Below are 16,545 nucleotides of genomic sequence, written 5' to 3'. Positions count from 1 at the left end.
TTGGTTCATGCTATTTCTGTGTCCGTGTAAAGTCTCCTGATTGCCATTGCGTAGGCGAAGCCTTCCCGTAGGGTACGGAGCGTAGCAATGACATATATTTTGCATAGATGATCACTCCCGAAAAAGGCACAGACTGAATACTCCTACTCCAAAATGTGAAATAATAATATTAATTTTTTTTTAGGAGATAATTGGTAATTTGTTAACAATTACCAATCATCAAATGATTATTTCCCTAAATTACGTTTCATTTGTTCTAATTCATCTTGGGTTTCCCAACGGCGAAACTTTTCTTCTAAGTCGTCAAACCCACTAGCAGAGCTACTAGTTGAATTCGACCAACCTTGTGTTTCTAAGCGCTGCTGGGTTTGAGCTTTAGCACGTGCTGTCTGTGCTTCAGCGGCTTTGGTTTGGACTTCTTGTCGTCGCAACTGAATTTTCTTGAGTAGTTGCTGAGATTGCTCAATCCGTTCTTTTAAGCCTTGCATGTGTCCCCAGCGCTGATTTCCTTCGCGCAACAGGGCTGCTTCTCTGGCTTGGGCTGCAGTGGCTAAATCCTCTCTACCGGAGGCTTTAGCTTTCTGAACACGGATGTGCCAACGCTGAATTTCTTGAGCGGTGGTCAGGATTTCATCTTGCGATCGCTTTTCCTGTAATTGTAAATCTGCAATCAGCTTTAAAGTATCTTCCTCTTGCTCGCGCAGTTGTTCTAACAGCGCTTCTAACTCCAAATGGGGATTATTACGCAAGAATTCTTCTAAACGGTTTTCCAGAAACCGACTCAAATCATCAAATAAGCCCACTGCTAGAACTCCAGAGTCAAGGTGTGATTTTATTGTAGTAATTATTATCCGGCTGAAACCGTGATGACTGATGACTGATAACTCACGACTGATTTAAGGAAATTCCAGAAAATAAATTATCCAATTTACTCAGACAATATTTTTCTTTCTCCCCCTGCCCCCTGCTCCCTGCCCCCTGCCAAGAAAGCGATAGGATATTTTTTTAGTTGGAAGTCCCTAAATATTGATGCTGTTGGGAATCCGGGAGGGTAGAAGGTAGGGATACTCAACACCACTATCTGCTAGACGCGATTGATTACGGGTTTTGATGGTGTTTTCAATCTCCGCTAATTCTTGCTGGAACTGGGAGAGGATTTGACGATCGCCTTGATCTATAAATTTAATTAAATCAGCACTTCCCAATTTTCCCCAATAAATCCCACTCAAAGAAAAAGTTAACTGCATTTGTCCCAAATCTTGCTGAGTTGAGGGTAGCAATTCTTCTAGGGTACTTGGTGTGTCTGGTCGGCTATAGAGTGCTAAAGGTGCGTTGGGTACGTAGTTTACATAATCAAATTGGCTGAAATTGACTGCTGCGTGCTGAGGCCCGGAGGTAAATATAATTACAGTTGCAATATCTATGAGTTGTTGGAGACTGGTGATTGCTCCGAACCCAGGTATGCGGGGATAGTTTGGTAACTCAGGTTTTAATGCTGTGGCTATCACCCATTCTGTTGGTATCCAAGTTGGTGCTTGGGGAAACTCTGATGGGGGACGGGAGTCGAGTGGTGTACCTAGTTCTGCAGCCCAAGCTTGCAGATATGGGTCTTGTTGCACCGCTTGGTCATCTAAATAATAGCGTTGTAAGTAGTGGGTTGTATATTTGGCGATCGCCTCCCACAACAATAAAGCATCATCTCGATAAGGGAATTCGCTAAGAAACTCAGATTCGATTCCTCGACGCTGAATATCATTGAGCAGTGAGTATTCTGTAAATGGGCGTTGTCGATATGCCTTGTTAATTAACCCTAAAGAAGCCTCTCTCGTGGGAGCCATCAATTTATCAATGGCAGCACCCTCACCCAGTAATATTTTATTACCCCGCGTATTAATTGCGAGCAAAAATTGTAGATGGGGACTTAATAGCCGATAGAGAGGATGGTTATGGGGTAACTGTCGCGGAGTAGCGATCGCCAATGTCTCAATCGCTAAATGGGTGTAAGCTAAGTGAGAAATCAATTCGTGATATGTGACATCGGCTGTCTGTACATAAAGTTTAGCCCGTGTCCATTGGTCTGTAGCACCCCCAACATTGTCCGGAGTCACCACCCTACCTTTTTCCACTTCGATCAGGACTGGTTCTAGTCCGCTCTCAGTGCGGTAAAATAACGCCACTGGACTACCCACATATCGACCATGCTGCAAATCTGCGGCTTTGAGGTCTTGCAATAGGGGATAATCGGCAATAAATAGACGGTTTGCATCGGCTGACTGGATTAAGTCTATTGTGCTACCGTCAGCTAACTGATAAGGATGATTAGCCCAAGTTTGGAGAACTTGTTGTTCGGCTGACTGTACACGCCGTATGATGATGGGATTTTGTCCAGCTAATCTTTGACGGGCGAACTCACGATCACTTAAACCACCATCTCGTTGCCAAATTAGGCTGACTACTGGACGTGTTGGTAAATAGCGATCGCCTTGTCCACTTTTTTCTAAAGCTTCGTAAAATAGCGATCGTTGCAACTCATTCCTTATTGTGACAGAAAGCTGGCTCTGCTCATTGGCTATTTCGGCTGCTTTCGTTGCCGCCAAAAGCCGTTGTCCCATACTCCGCCGTTCCTGAACATAACTAGCATTAAATTGCTCATTTGGCGGCAAATCAAAATTAAACCATCCCGATTGCCAAATCTCCCAGTCTGCCAACAAAGTGGAGATTTTCACCCAGTCTTCTTCTAGAGTTTGGATTGTTGCTTCTAGCTGTATCAACAGCAGAGTCCAAGGTTGAGATAACTGTCCCTGATAGAGATGATTTTGACGCAGTTTCGTGAGAATATAGCGCAGCACCCCATCTTCCCCAGCATATGGAAATATCCGTGCAGGGCCTTTCTGTTCTAAACCAACAGGATTGTAGCGATAATGACCTTGTTGTGCGGTAATAGATACATCGTGTGACATGATTAACCTAAAAGTATAAAATAATAAAAAAATGCTACGTGAATTTGCTAATCGCGATGAATTAATAGCCTATCTTCGTCAACAATTTCCCACTGTAGCAGAAACAGATAATTGCATCAGCGATACTGTAGGAGGAAGGCAAGCAGCCGAGCAAGCACTGCAAAAAGTAGATCCAGCAGCCTACGCAAAAACTCGTAACTTTTTAACTGGCAGTGTAACGCGACTTTCACCCTACATTCGCTATGGCGTTCTTAGCTTGCGAGAAATTCGAGATTATGTGCTTGAGCATGTCAAGCATCCACACGATGCAACTAAGCTGATTAATGAATTAGGCTGGCGAGACTATTGGCAGCGGTTATATGTCAAGCTTGGTCATGGTGTCTGGCAAGACCAGGAAGAATATAAAACTGGCTATCAAGCCAAAAATTACGCAGCGGATCTACCACAGGACATCCAACAAGGCACTACAGGGCTAGTTTGCATCGACAGCTTCAGCCACGACTTACAAGCAACAGGCTATTTACACAACCACATCCGCATGTGGCTAGCTGCTTATATTGTCCATTGGCGGCGCATCCGTTGGCAAGCGGGAGCCAAGTGGTTTCTCCAACACCTGCTTGATGGTGATCCTGCTAGCAATAATATGTCATGGCAGTGGGTTGCTAGTACCTTTAGCCATAAACCCTATTTTTTCAACCGCGAAAATTTAGAGAAATACACAAAAAGCGTGTATTGTCAACAATGTCCCCTTTATGGTCATTGCGACTTTGAAGGTAGCTACGAAGAAATAGAACAGCGGCTTTTTCCCAATGGCGAATTTACCAAACAAGCCAATAGCCAAAGTTGGCAACGAGGGAAGAAGAAATGATAAGCCACATCTATGTAGGACAATGTCACGAAGATGCTGGTAGCAAAGCAGATTGAAATGGTTGCAACAGAATGCCCAGAATTTTATCAACATCATTGATGTAGTATTCGACTGTATCAATATATGCTGTTAGTCCTGCCAACATTAAAAACCGCCAGTTTGTGCCACTAGTGACAACTCCATAGATTTTCTTAACTTCTTGTTGAGTATTTTGATTGAATAATTGGGCAGCTATCATAGTGGCAATACATTGTCCTAAACCACTTTTAATATTTTCATTCTTAGCCTCAACAATCGTCAGGACAGGCGCTTTAATATAAAACTGTTCTTCGGAAATACAGAGAACGAAATCACAAAACCCATTTAATCCTTGACTACTATCTACATCAAAATCTGTTCCAGAAAACAGTGAGATTTGATAATTTAGCTGTCGCCTAACTTCTGTAAGAACTGGCATGATTAGTAATTCTGAACGAGCTTTTTCGGTGTTAATGGCAGTTGCTAGTTGAGTATATTCTTCTAAGAGCGTTGTTAAGGTAGCAGAAGGTTGAATAGGCGACACATCTTTGAATAGATTGCGCTTTTCATCAATTACAAGTTGAAATGTTTCTCGAACTTTAGCAAGTGTAAAATCACTGTATGCCATCTGCAACATCCTCAATTATGCTCAACTAAACTCTAGCGGTTATGCGGACAATTCGGTGAAGTTGCGCTTTAGCGCTCTTGTCGGGGATCTAGCAGATCCGCTGAATGTGGTGCAATACTAGGAGTCCCAAAAGTAAGTTGAGTGATGATAGAGTGTGTAGGCACAGCCCACCGTAGGCATCGCTTTGCTTTTTAGCGCACGACTGATGAGTAAACCAATTGTTTGGGTGCATGGAGATTGCCTCAGTCCACACAACCCTGCACTACAAGAATACCCCGATGCACCAGCCATCTGGGTTTGGGACGATGCTTTGATAGAAGAATGGCAACTCAGCCTCAAACGCCTGACATTTATCTATGAATGCTTGTTAGAATTACCCGTTGACATCCGCCGTGGAGATGTAGCACAGGAAGTTTTGGCTTTTGCTAAAGAACACGAAGCCGATTTAATCGTAACAGCAAACAGTCCCAGTCCCAGGTTTAATAATATCTGCGACAAAATTGAGCAGTTCGGCTTCGCTCACTGCTCAAGCCGAGCGGAGTCGAGACTTGAGCGTTCTTTAGCATTGGAAGTGTTTGAGGTGGAACCATTTTTTGACTACGATGGCCATATTGACCTCAAGCGGTTCTCTCGTTATTGGAAAGTAGCTGAGAAGTACGTTATGGAATAGGGATTGGGGACTGATGACTGTTGACTTCTCTGCGAGACGCTACGCGTAGCTTGCCCCGTAGGAGTATGCTCAGTACAAGTGACAAATGACCAATGACAATTAAATAGCAAATATTGACCGAATAGTTGCAAAATAAATGGAGTTCATTATTATTAATATTTAGAAATGCCGACTACATTTGCTGAGGTAAATAATTTGCTTGCTGATTTGATTGCCCGCTACTCATCCCAAGTAGATTATCTGATGATTCGCCTGGAAGAAGCCGAAGGCACCGATATCTTTTTACGTGGTGATAAGGTAGAAACCCTGAGCGAAGGGATCTCAATTGGGGGACATATTCGCGCTTGTTATAAAGGTGGGTGGGGGTTGAGCTGCTTTAACCAGCTGTCTACCATTAAAGAGCGGATAGAAGAAGCGATCGCTGCAGCGCGAATTGTGGGTGATGAAGAAACTTTACTCGCTCCCATTGACCCAGTGCAAGCAATATGCAATCTACCGCTGACAGGTACTAATCCCCGGAATGTGAGTTTAAGTCAGAAAAAAGAATTGTGCGATCGCTATTCTGATTTACTTAAAAGTGTAGATCCCCGCATCACTACTACTTCGGTGCGCTACGGTGACAGCGCTCAACGAATTATTCTCGCCACCTCAGAAGGAACTCTGATTGAACAATCTTGGGTGGATATGGAAATGCGTTTTGCAGCTACTGCGAGAAATGGAGACACCGTGCAAACAGGTAGGGAAACTACCGGCTCCCGCAAAGCCTATGAAGATTTAACTAATTTGGATGCACAAATTAAGAGCGCTGCTCAAAGAGCCGTTGCAGCTTTATCTTTGCCCCCAGTCAAAGGTAACACCTACACTGTAGTCATTGACCCCGTTCTCACAGGTTTGTTTGTCCATGAAGCCTTTGGACATCTATCTGAGGCTGATATGGCTTACGAAAACCCAGATTTGTTAGAAGTCATGACTATTGGACGGCGTTTTGGCCCTGAAGAACTCCAGATTTTTGACGGCGCTGCTCCTGAAGGTCATCGAGGTAGCTATTTTTACGATGACGAAGGCACACCTGCTACTACTACCCAACTCATTAAAGATGGCGTTTTGGTGGGGCGCTTACATTCCCGTGAAACAGCGGGCAAATTAGAGGAAGCACCCACAGGTAATGCACGCTGTCTTAATTATCACTTCACTCCGATTGTGCGGATGACAAATACTTGGATTGAACGGGGGAAAACGCCTGTTACAGACTTATTCACAGACATCGCCGAAGGAGTATATGCCTGTAATTGGCTGGGTGGGATGACAAATGGCGAAATGTTCACATTTAGCGCTGGGGAAGCCTGGATGATTAGAAACGGCAAAATTGCCGAACCTGTGCGGGATGTGACACTTTCTGGTAATGTTTTCCAGACCCTTGCAGATATTGAAGCCGTTGGCGAAGATTTTTATTGGGATGAATCTGGGGGTTGTGGTAAAGGTGGACAAAATGGTTTACCAGTTGGCTGTGGTGGCCCTAGTTTACGAATTCGAGATGTAGTGGTGGGAGGAGAAACATAAATAAGCGACTGCGGCATTTAAGTTGCATATTTCATCGTGTAGACCGTTCACTGTCAACTGTCAACCGTCAACAAAGAAAAATGATTGATTGTGCAATGAATCAGCATTTTAGCTTATCCCTTCCCACTATTTTTCAATACCATCCATCTGTAGCACTTTCCTTTCTACTCCGTGATTCTGCAGACGACGATACCGCCACATCACAAAGCCTGTCATAAATAAAACTAACGGTGCAAGTCCGACAAATAGGTAGAGAATCCGGGATGGAATTCCCCAGAAAGTGCCATAGTGCAAATCGTTAAAGGAATAGAGGATGCGATCGCCTAATGATTTAGTAGTTGGCGTAGACACCCGTACCTTGCCACTATACTGGTCAAGAAAAACATCTCCCTCACCACCTTGGGGAAGATTAAAGCTCAACCACGTTGCTTCTTCTGGTTTACTTGGAAAAGCAATTAGTCGGAGTGGTGCATCAGGAATAGCAGCTTGAGCGATTTTTACCTGCTCTGCAACTCTTAGTGGAGCCTTACCGGAAATGGGTACAGAAACCAAATCAACATTTGCTTTGGAGAAAGTAGCCGCATAGATTATCGGGTTGACAAATTCCGAAAAATTCCAGCAAAACCCTGTGAAAAAGGTAAAAATCAGAAACGTGGCTGTAATCACACCAGCAACTTTGTGAACATCAAAATTCACACGTTTGGGATGAGCATTCCACTTAATTTTGAAGCCAGCGATCAATTTGCGCCAACCAGGCCAGAGGATAATGCCTGTAATGCTCAAGATTGTGAACAATAATCCCACAATTCCCACAAACTTGGTACCAATGTCACCGCCTAAAAGGTTGTAGTGGAGGGGATAGATAATGTCATATACCTTTTGGATCGAGCTTGGCTTGGGGTTGGGGTTGAGGATTACCCCTGTGTAGGGGTTGACGAAGAGTTGATTCCAGTCACTTTCTTTGGTTTTAAGGATCACCTTGATTGGTTGATCTGGCTTTATAGATGGGTAATATCTTTTAACAGTTGCGTCTGGTTGGTCAACATAGGCTTTTTTGACGGTGTTAAGGACAGTTTCAATCGGTAGTTTTTCCCCTTGAGGGGTAATGGTGCCTGATTGTAGATGCTCATCATATTGCTGAATTTCCGCATGGAAGATCAATAAACTACCCGTCAAGCCAATGATGATTGCTATCAGTCCCAAGGCTAGGCCTAAGTAGCGGTGCAGGGTGAATATCCAGTTTCGCAGTGATTTAGAGTTCATGGTAGATGCTCCTTTGCACGATTTCAGGCTTAATAATTACCCCCCTCAATCCCCCCTTGGAAAGGGGGGAAGAAGAATCATGTTCCCTCCCCTTTATAAGGCTACGGTGTACACACAAGTAGACCCAGAGCGAGTTTCCAGCCAAAAAAGGTGGATTCAAACTGCTTAAGCCCCCGAGTCAAAGTAGTAATTCCTGGAGGTTTTTGAGACTTGTAACCAGACCAACCACCAAGACGAGCAATAATCCAGGTAGCCCAAGGTAAGGAATGAGGAGGATAGGGATTTTGTTGACGTGGAGTGTGACCTTCTACAGTTGGTGCAAGAGTAGATAAACATTGCTGTTGCTCATCCGAAAAAGCTAGATTTGCAGACAACTCAGGATTATCCCGTCCCTGAATCATTTGTAAAATTCGCACAGCTACTGACAAAGCTAAAACACTCAGTCGCTTAATGGCAGCAATGGACTCAAGCTGAGTAGCTTCGAGATTTAAACCAGCAGTTTTGAGGATGGCAAATAGTTGTTCAATTCGCCATCTCCATGTGTACCATCTAATGATTTGTAGTGCTTGTTCTAGACAAACAACTTGGTGGGTGGTCAACAATCGCCAATGAATCGGTTCCGTACCCGCAGGTGGGTTGACTTCCACAGCTTCCACGGCGTAAAGCGTTACACTAGGGGGATAATCTTTGGCACTCAATTTCTCTGGACGTTGAATTTTTACCAGCGCACAGCGCACAATTAATAATGCCTCTCTTGCGGTTCTACCAATACGTGAATCTGCTGGAACATCCACGGTATAAGTCCCCTCGCTAGGTTGTTGGTTTAAATACGCATACAGCGATTGGGTCTTTCCTATGAGGCGACGGTCAATGCGCGCTCTGACCAACACGTGATTTTTGCGATTTGGTACGGTCGTAAATTCTTCATACATATCGCTTTCTCTATCGGCGATATGAGTCACCATTTTGGCATTACCAATACTTAAACATCTTTGGGTTTCATCGGCTGAACGCAGCCATTTGTATGATTCTTTTTCCTCTATCGGTAACTTTTTGTAATTTCGTTCATGCTTATCGGCATGGTCTATCTCTCGCGTCCACAGTTGTACTGTGCTTAATCCCAATGGAAATCCATTCTCTGCATCCAATACTAAAGTTGGATGAATATAAAACCCTACGTCTGTGTTGTTTCCGACTACACCTAGACCCTCTGCTTTCAACCTACCAACATGAGACTGCAAGTTAATTTCGCTACTATCACTGATGGCTAATATATGCTTGTCTTCTACCTGTGATACACAGTGGTCTGATAGGCTGCCGACTAATTCCCCTATTGTCACATTCTCATTCGACAAAAAGCGGTAGTACCCCACCTGTTCTGCTCTATTTCTACTTATTTGGCGAATGCTGACTGATTGATGTTTTTCCATTGCTTGGTACAATGCTGCCCCCTTTTTATCAACCTTGGGTCGCCAAAAGCAATTCCATCCCACTGTTGAGCGTGAATCATTATTGGATTTTCCACCACCTTTTACTCCCCACAACTCCTTCCCTTAGTAGTTTACTAGCACTTGTGTGTACACCGTAGCCTTTATAAGGGGAGGGTTAGGGTGGGGTGTCTTCTTCATCAAGAAAGGGTGAGGATGGAGTCAAAACTCCACAGAAATTGTGCCCTGAACCGTAAATGGTGCTTGGGGGAAAGTGAGGTAGTCGTTTGATTCGTAATATTTGACATTGAAGATGTTCTTAAAGTTGAGCGCCGCCCGCCATTTATCGCGTTTGTAAGAGATAGAAGCATCGGTTCTGACATAAGAGGGAAGGGTTAATGGATCGTCGATATTGGCAGTGCGATCGCCTACAAAAAACATTCCTGCCCCAATTCCCAAGCCTTTCCAGTCACCCGTTTGCACTTCATAAGTTGTCCACAGACTTGCTCCATGAGTTGGTGCATTTGTCAAGCGGCGACCTTCGGGAAGATTATTATCTTTACTGACAAATCCATCATTCAAGTAACCAGAAGCAATCACCTTCCAGCCGGGTAAAATCTCTCCCGCAATATCCAGTTCAATACCTCGGCTTTTCACTTCTCCGACGGCAATCGAGAACTCGTCGTTATCAGGATCTGTCGTAGGAATATTGGTTTTGGTGATGTCATAAGCTACAAGTGTGGCTGACAGTCGTTGATCAAACAGTTCAGCTTTCACACCCACTTCAAACTGAGTTGCCCGCGAAGGCTCTAGCGGCTCTCCACTAGCAGTTCTAGAATTATTGGGAGTAAAGGAACGACTGTAGCTGGCATAGAGCGATATCGGTTCAATGGGCTGATAGACAATGCCAACGCGGGGTGAAAAAGCACTATCATAAAATTCAGTGGGCGCTGATTGACCGTCGCCACTACTGTATTCCACAAAATCATATCTGCCGCCAGCGAGTAATTTGAGATTTGGGAGCAATGTCACCTGATCTTGCAGGTAAATGCCAGTGGTGGTTGTTGTTTGCTCGAAGAAACTATCGGGATCTGGTATGCGGGGTAAGCCATAGACGGGATTGAAAATATCGAATGTCCCCTCATAAACCCCACCGATACCCTGATCAGCCTGATATCTTTTGCGCCATTCTAACCCCAACAGCAGTTGATGAGCGATCGCACCCGTCTTGAAGTCACTAATCAAATCCGTTTGCAACGCATAGTTGTCACCGAAACCCGGTCCACCAAAGTACCCTCGATCTGTCAACGTGCGCCCGTCTGCGTCGAGTTCTCCGGGTTGAGTCACAAAACTGTCTCCCTTCTCAGAGAGGTAGGTGAAGCCGCTTCTGAGGCTCAGATGCTGATTAAACCGATGGTTCAGCGTTAAATTAACGCGATGTTCCTCAATGTTTTGAAAATCGTCAGGTTCGGCAATATTCAGATTTATCGGCACATTGAGGAAAGCAGAGACAGGTCGCAAGCCGCGATCGAACCCCAGTTTCGCGTTGAGATATTCATAGGCGAAGGTGAGGTTGGTTGCGTCGCTAAACTGATAGGTGAGAACAGGAGCGATAAAAAGGATATCATTATCAACAAAATCCCGGTAGCTACCGGAGTTTTCATAAGAAACATTCAAGCGATACAGCAATCGTTCGTCTTGACTCAATGGACCAGTCAAGTCGATCGCACCCTTGTAGAAGTCGTAGCTGCCGACGGTAACATCGGCTGCATAGTAGGGAGTACGCAAGGGTTTTTTGGTGACATAATTCACGATTCCACCAGGCTCCAACGCTCCATACAGCACTGAAGCAGGCCCTTTTACCACCTCTACCTGTTCAATATTGCCGCCATCAATGAAGAAATTTAAAGCACCAGTGGAGAATCCATCTCTCAAAATACCACTATAGAAGCCACGAACACGGACATCGCCGATGAGATTGCCGTAGCCTGATGCGAGTGTTGTGCCGGAAACGTTGCGAGTCGCATCGGTAATTCGTGTAATTCCTTGATCCCTGATTACCTGCTGGGGAATCACCTGAATTGACTGGGGAATATCACGTAAAGGTGTATCAGTCCTGGTTGCAGTTGATGCTTCTGGCACACGATATCCATCCTGTTCACCAGTCACCACCAGTTCAATCGGTTCATCGGTGTTAGCTGATGGTTTTTCCGGCTGATTTTCTTGTGCCCCTTCCCTTGGCAAGGTGGGGTTTTGCGTTGGCGATTGCTGTGCAGCAGATACGACTGGCGTTAAACCAAAAATTAAGCCTTCATCACTATCAAATAACTCAACTTTTGGCGCTCCCGCTTCACCCGTCACTGTCACCCGAATACTATTGCTATCCACTTGGGTAACAGTAACAGCAGTAATTCCCGCGACTGGGTTGTCTGAGCGGAAGTCCTTCGCATTTGGCAAAGCTAATTGACTATTAGTAATATCTGTGATTAATGTGTTCTGCTCATTGCGACTTATTGGCTTTAATTTTTCACCTTCTTTGGTTTCAAGAATTACCTCTATGCCAGTCTCGGTGCGGTTAACACGGACTCCTGTCACTTGTACTGGAGATTGAGCATTAGGAGTTGAAGATTGAGATAGCCAATCTTTAATATTGGTCGCAGGTATATCTATCTCACTCAATCGGCGGATTTTCGCTACTACTGACCCGCTTTTGTCCTTTTTTGTCTGAGGTATTTGCTCAATTGCTTCTGCAAAAGCTGGCGAAGTCAACAGCACAGAAAGCACACCTATCATGGAGAGTTGTCGTTTAAACATTGTCGTCCCACACACCACACTTGTTAATCTGACTGGCAACAGTACCTGATTTTTTAGACTAATTAAAAATTATTTGCAAGTAGTATATGAGATTTAGATGATAGTTTTCTCTTCAAGCCGGACTTTTTTCTCTTCAATCCGGACTGTTCATGGATGAATTTGACCCCACCCTAACCCTAGTAGTCTGTCAGGGTTGAAATGAGGGACTGTAGTGTGAGCGTCTCGCTCACGCGGGCTTTTCGGCCCGCACTACCAAAAACCCCTCAAAACAAAATTGACAAACCACTAGGGTGTTGACTCTGAGGGTTTTCAGCCCAAAATGCATCATCCAAAATAATAGTCGTAGTTAACGTTCTCATCAGGGCACGGCAGTGCCGATGCCCCTACGGTAAACACAAAAATTGCATGATAATTTTTAGCTAATTTCGTACAAAGTCAACAGCCTACCCTAACCCTCCCCTCTAAAGGCTACGGTGCATACAAAGTCTGAAATACGTATGGGTGATGCTCCCACAAATCTTTCATCTTCAGAGCGTAGGCGTAGCCCAACCTAGGCATCGCCATCACAATTGCCCAAAGATTTATCTCTCACGATATTGACCAAAAGGCAGGGGAGGATAGGAGAAAGATACTGGAATTCCCCGTCTCTACATTCTTTTACGGAGATGTCTATTGGGTAATTGATTGTTTGGTATCCTATGAGTAATTTTTGATCTCAAGTATGAGTAGGTTCGCAACTGAAAAAGCAGGTAAGAAACCTGTTTCATTAGGATTGTTGGGTGCGGCTGCTTTCATGGTAATTGCAGATGTGCGGGTGATTGACCCACTACTGCACATTATTGCTGATGAGTTTAAAGTCGGTGTGGGCAGTGCGGCGGTGATTGTTTCAGCATATACAATTCCCTATGGACTGTTTCAATTAGTTTATGGTCCATTAGGCGATCACATCGGCAAACTCAAGGTGATTACGGCCGCACTGACAGCTTTTGCGGTGGGTACCGCTGCTTGTGCTTTCATGCCTAATATTATTCTACTTACCTTGCTACGGTTTCTTACGGGGATGTTTGCAGCGGGGATTATCCCTGTCACGTTAGCTTATATTGGTGATAATTTTCCTTATGAAGAACGCCAAGCTGCTATCGGTAAATATCTGAGTGCTTTAGTATTAGGTCAAATCCTCGGCGGTAGTTTGGGCGGCATTTTTGGTGAATATATTAGTTGGCGAGATATCTTTTTAGTATTTGGGATTATCTCTCTTGGCGTTGCTATATTATTGTGGCGTGGGATGCGTCATCTCAGTGATGGGCATCGTCCTCAAAGTCAAGTAGCTAGGTTTACATTCCGGCCTTATTTCCAACTGCTGACGCAACCAGTGGCGCGGACTGTGATTGTAGGAGTATTTATTGAAGGCTTTTGTCTGTTTGGTGGATTTGCTTATGTTGGTGCATTTCTGCGAGACAGATATAATTTGCCCTATGTGGCGATTGGATTTATGCTGAGTGGTTTTGGATTGGGAGGATTGATTTACAGTCGCGCTGTGAAGTGGTTGGTAAGTAGACTGGGTGAACGCGGTTTGATGGGTGTGGGTGGACTGTTAATGTGTATCTCATTTTTAGCGATCGCATTATTCCAAAACTGGATACTTTTTGTCCCTTTAAGCATCATCATGGGATTAGGCTTCTATATGATGCATAGCACCCTGCAAACCCAAGCGACAGAGTTAGCACCAGAAGCAAGAGGAACGGCGGTATCACTGTTCGCCTTCAATTTGTTTATTGGCCAAGGAATAGGTGCAGCCGTGTTTGGTAGAGTAGTGGATAATTTCGGCTATGTTCCCTGTTTTATTTTCGCTGGAATAGCGATCGCTCTACTCTCTTTCTGGCTAGTTAAGCAGAAGCAGCGTATAGGATTTACATAAAATCCTGGGGTGCATTCCCATTTGGCAAATTTATTTTGTAGTTCGAGCATCTTGCTCGCAGCCATCCATAATCCAAAATTGTTTGACTATGCCAAAGGTTCATGTTAACGGAATTGATTTGTTCTACGACATCAAGGGAGAGGGCGAGCCTTTACTATTAATTGCCGGCTTCTTATGCGATCATACTTATTGGTCGCTGCTGATGCCGTCCCTCCTCAAAAAGTATCAAGTCATTCACTTAGACAACCGAGATATAGGACAAACTTCTGCTCCTGAAGACCCTTATAGCACTCAACAAATGGCAAGTGATGTAGCAGCACTGCTAAATCACATCGGCATCAAAAAAGTGCATTTAGCAGGTCATTCAATGGGTGGTCAAATTGCCCAAGAAATAGTGTTAGCACACCCAGAAAAGGTACAAAGTCTCACCCTACTCTCGTCCTGGGCGAAGGGTGATGCTCTATTTAATAGTATTATTGAAACTTGGGGCTACCTCCCCTACACTGTAGATCCAAAACTTTATCAACAAATTATCTTGCCTTGGATATTTACCGATGGGTTTTACTCAACACCAGGCATGATTGAGATGATTATTAATATGCGGATAAACAACCCCTTCCCACCAACACCAAAGGGAATTTATCATCAAAGCCGTGCTATTCTAGATAGCGATACAAAAGACCGCCTTAAAGATATTCACTGTCCTACCTTAGTGATAGTCGGCAAACAAGATATTCTTACTCCAGTAAAGTTTTCTGAGCAACTTACTCAAGGTATTGCCAACGCTGAACTTGTTATTCTTGATGGTGTTGGTCATGGCTTCTTAATTGAAGCACCTGAAGCTGTGTCCTCAGCTATGCTCAAGTTCCTAATCAGCTCTAATCTTGATTGATATCTGTTGAGGACTTACGCGATTGACACAAATATCTTCTTTTATGGGAGTCAAGAGTCCCCACATTTTGGACTCTTGACTATTGACTTTTGACCATTGATAACCCCTATGGAAAAAATATGACACGCAGCTTTAGTCTTACTATTGAATCATTTCTTGCCACCCATGCATAGGTGCTATACCTTTAATGAGCGATTCAATGATCATTGGTGGTGCTTCTGATATCAAGGTGCTGGGATAAACTGCTGTGCCCCAGTATGGGTGTACTAGCACACGACATTTATTTTGAATTACTTGATATTTAAGTAAAGCTGTCGCCACTGCTGTGTCATCGTGGGGAACTGCACCTGGATGGGAAAGTAAAGGATAGCCAGTACGGGGATCTATGAGGTCTGTTAAATAACCATGATCGCGCAGATTAAATGCCAAATCACAGCCGAACCTCATAAACTTTTCGCGCAAACGTTCTTTTTCTGTCTCTATTTTCGCCGTTCTTTCAACTAATTCATATCGTGACTGTTGTAAAACAATCACTACCCACAAAAAAGACTGCTGTTTCCAATCTGGTATGATCCGTTCGCAGTTGGCACAGATATACTGACTGGGCGAATGAATCGAAATTTGAACGGCTTGTCCTGTTTTGCCAACTAAATTAATTGGACAGCCTTGCTCCGAAGTGTAAACTTTAGGATAGTTCACTAAATTGATTCGGTTTTTGCAAGTTTTTGACTTTAATCCTTGGTATTGATGATAACTCTTTAAACTTCAGAAAAATCATCAATTTTTTACGACTATTTAAGTTTCTTTAAAGTTATTATGAATAAATTATTAAGTTTTAGTCAAATATTCATCTTTTATTAACCTATCGTGATGATAGAGCAGATTTCAAGTTGTTGAAGTAGGCAGCCACGATCGCCAAGTCTGGGATACGGACACCAAGAGACTTTCCAGCCTGTTAAGAGTCCCCTGGTATCGCGCTTTTTCTTTCCGTCTCCTTTCGGAAACGCTCTAGCTAGCTTTACCATAGAGGTAAAGCGCATCTAGATCGGTAGAATTTGTCAGCCAATTAATTTATGTCAACTTTTCTCAGGAAAAAGGTTTTAGGATTTTGCCCTTTTCCTATTGCCATATAGTTCTGTTAATTTGGTGTTGCTAAATAATGGATATTTTGTGGCTGATATTACAAATCAAGAATTGATATATGTAAAATTATTTACATATTCATCTGTTTCAAATAGCTAAAATAGCTACATTTATAAAAAATATTTTGTTGCTAAGAAACTCTTAAAACTTTTATTTTCTGCTCTTTTGACAGATAACAAAACTTTACTTAAACTAATAGATAAGTCTAGCCAATGCCAAAAACACCAGCGACTTTCTTGAGAAAGATTAAATCAGTCAAGAGTGAACAGTAAACAGTGAACTTGATAACTGATAACTGAATTAACGCCGAAATCCTTCCCAAAAAATTGAACCAAATTCACCCAAGTTATTTACCATAAATCTGACACGTGAATCCCTGGAAAC

Annotated in this window: 12 protein-coding genes; 5 read left to right on the top strand and 7 right to left on the bottom strand. The window is 43.6% G+C overall.

The annotated features are described in order from the left end of the window. Positions 1–227: 227 nt before the first annotated feature. Complete coding sequence (locus tag CAL7507_RS21320; RefSeq protein WP_015130564.1) at positions 228–803, bottom strand: TIGR04376 family protein; 576 nt, start codon at positions 801–803, stop codon at positions 228–230. A 216-nt stretch (positions 804–1,019) separates the two neighbouring features. Continuing rightward, entirely contained in the window at positions 1,020–2,960 is a 1,941-nt protein-coding gene (locus CAL7507_RS21315; RefSeq protein WP_015130563.1) for a lipoxygenase family protein, read from the bottom strand. A 31-nt stretch (positions 2,961–2,991) separates the two neighbouring features. Between CAL7507_RS21315 and CAL7507_RS21310 the strand changes: the two genes are divergently transcribed. Then, the gene (locus tag CAL7507_RS21310; protein WP_015130562.1) at positions 2,992–3,828 is read left to right on the top strand and encodes an FAD-binding domain-containing protein; all 837 of its coding nucleotides are present in this window, start codon (positions 2,992–2,994) and stop codon (positions 3,826–3,828) included. Positions 3,829–3,853: 25 nt separating this feature from the next. On the opposite strand, the gene CAL7507_RS21305 is transcribed toward CAL7507_RS21310, so the two are convergent. Continuing rightward, entirely contained in the window at positions 3,854–4,474 is a 621-nt protein-coding gene (locus tag CAL7507_RS21305; protein ID WP_015130561.1) for a hypothetical protein, read from the bottom strand. 205 nt (positions 4,475–4,679) lie between these two features. Between CAL7507_RS21305 and CAL7507_RS21300 the strand changes: the two genes are divergently transcribed. Both CAL7507_RS21300 and CAL7507_RS21295 read left to right on the top strand, forming a co-directional pair. After that, complete coding sequence (locus CAL7507_RS21300; protein WP_015130560.1) at positions 4,680–5,144, top strand: hypothetical protein; 465 nt, start codon at positions 4,680–4,682, stop codon at positions 5,142–5,144. Positions 5,145–5,309: 165 nt separating this feature from the next. Then, complete coding sequence (locus CAL7507_RS21295; RefSeq protein ID WP_015130559.1) at positions 5,310–6,704, top strand: TldD/PmbA family protein; 1,395 nt, start codon at positions 5,310–5,312, stop codon at positions 6,702–6,704. Positions 6,705–6,830: 126 nt separating this feature from the next. Here the strand turns inward: CAL7507_RS21295 and CAL7507_RS21290 are convergent, their stop codons facing one another. The 3 genes from CAL7507_RS21290 to CAL7507_RS21280 form a co-directional block, all read right to left on the bottom strand. After that, positions 6,831–7,967, bottom strand: a complete 1,137-nt coding sequence (locus tag CAL7507_RS21290) for a PepSY domain-containing protein (protein ID WP_015130558.1) — start codon at positions 7,965–7,967, stop codon at positions 6,831–6,833. A 101-nt stretch (positions 7,968–8,068) separates the two neighbouring features. Further along, positions 8,069–9,397, bottom strand: coding sequence for an IS4 family transposase (locus tag CAL7507_RS21285; RefSeq protein WP_042342183.1), 1,329 nt, complete (start codon positions 9,395–9,397; stop codon positions 8,069–8,071). Positions 9,398–9,616: 219 nt separating this feature from the next. Next, the gene (locus CAL7507_RS21280; RefSeq protein ID WP_015130557.1) at positions 9,617–12,208 is read right to left on the bottom strand and encodes a TonB-dependent siderophore receptor; all 2,592 of its coding nucleotides are present in this window, start codon (positions 12,206–12,208) and stop codon (positions 9,617–9,619) included. A 721-nt stretch (positions 12,209–12,929) separates the two neighbouring features. Between CAL7507_RS21280 and CAL7507_RS21275 the strand changes: the two genes are divergently transcribed. Both CAL7507_RS21275 and CAL7507_RS21270 read left to right on the top strand, forming a co-directional pair. Then, positions 12,930–14,126 carry an MFS transporter gene (locus CAL7507_RS21275; protein WP_015130556.1) on the top strand — a complete coding sequence of 399 codons (1,197 nt, stop codon included), beginning with the start codon at positions 12,930–12,932 and terminating at the stop codon, positions 14,124–14,126. 88 nt (positions 14,127–14,214) lie between these two features. Beyond that, positions 14,215–15,018, top strand: a complete 804-nt coding sequence (locus CAL7507_RS21270; RefSeq protein ID WP_015130555.1) for an alpha/beta fold hydrolase — start codon at positions 14,215–14,217, stop codon at positions 15,016–15,018. A 141-nt stretch (positions 15,019–15,159) separates the two neighbouring features. Here CAL7507_RS21270 and CAL7507_RS21265 read toward each other — a convergent pair whose 3' ends face one another. Continuing rightward, positions 15,160–15,717, bottom strand: a complete 558-nt coding sequence (locus CAL7507_RS21265; RefSeq protein ID WP_015130554.1) for a methylmalonic aciduria and homocystinuria type D protein — start codon at positions 15,715–15,717, stop codon at positions 15,160–15,162. Between the last annotated feature and the right edge of the window lie 828 nt (positions 15,718–16,545).

The sequence above is a fragment of the Calothrix sp. PCC 7507 genome (assembly GCF_000316575.1).
In the GTDB taxonomy this organism is placed as follows: Bacteria; Cyanobacteriota; Cyanobacteriia; order Cyanobacteriales; family Nostocaceae; genus Fortiea.
Note: the sequence above shows the minus strand (reverse complement) of the source record. Positions and strands in the feature narration are given on the sequence as shown.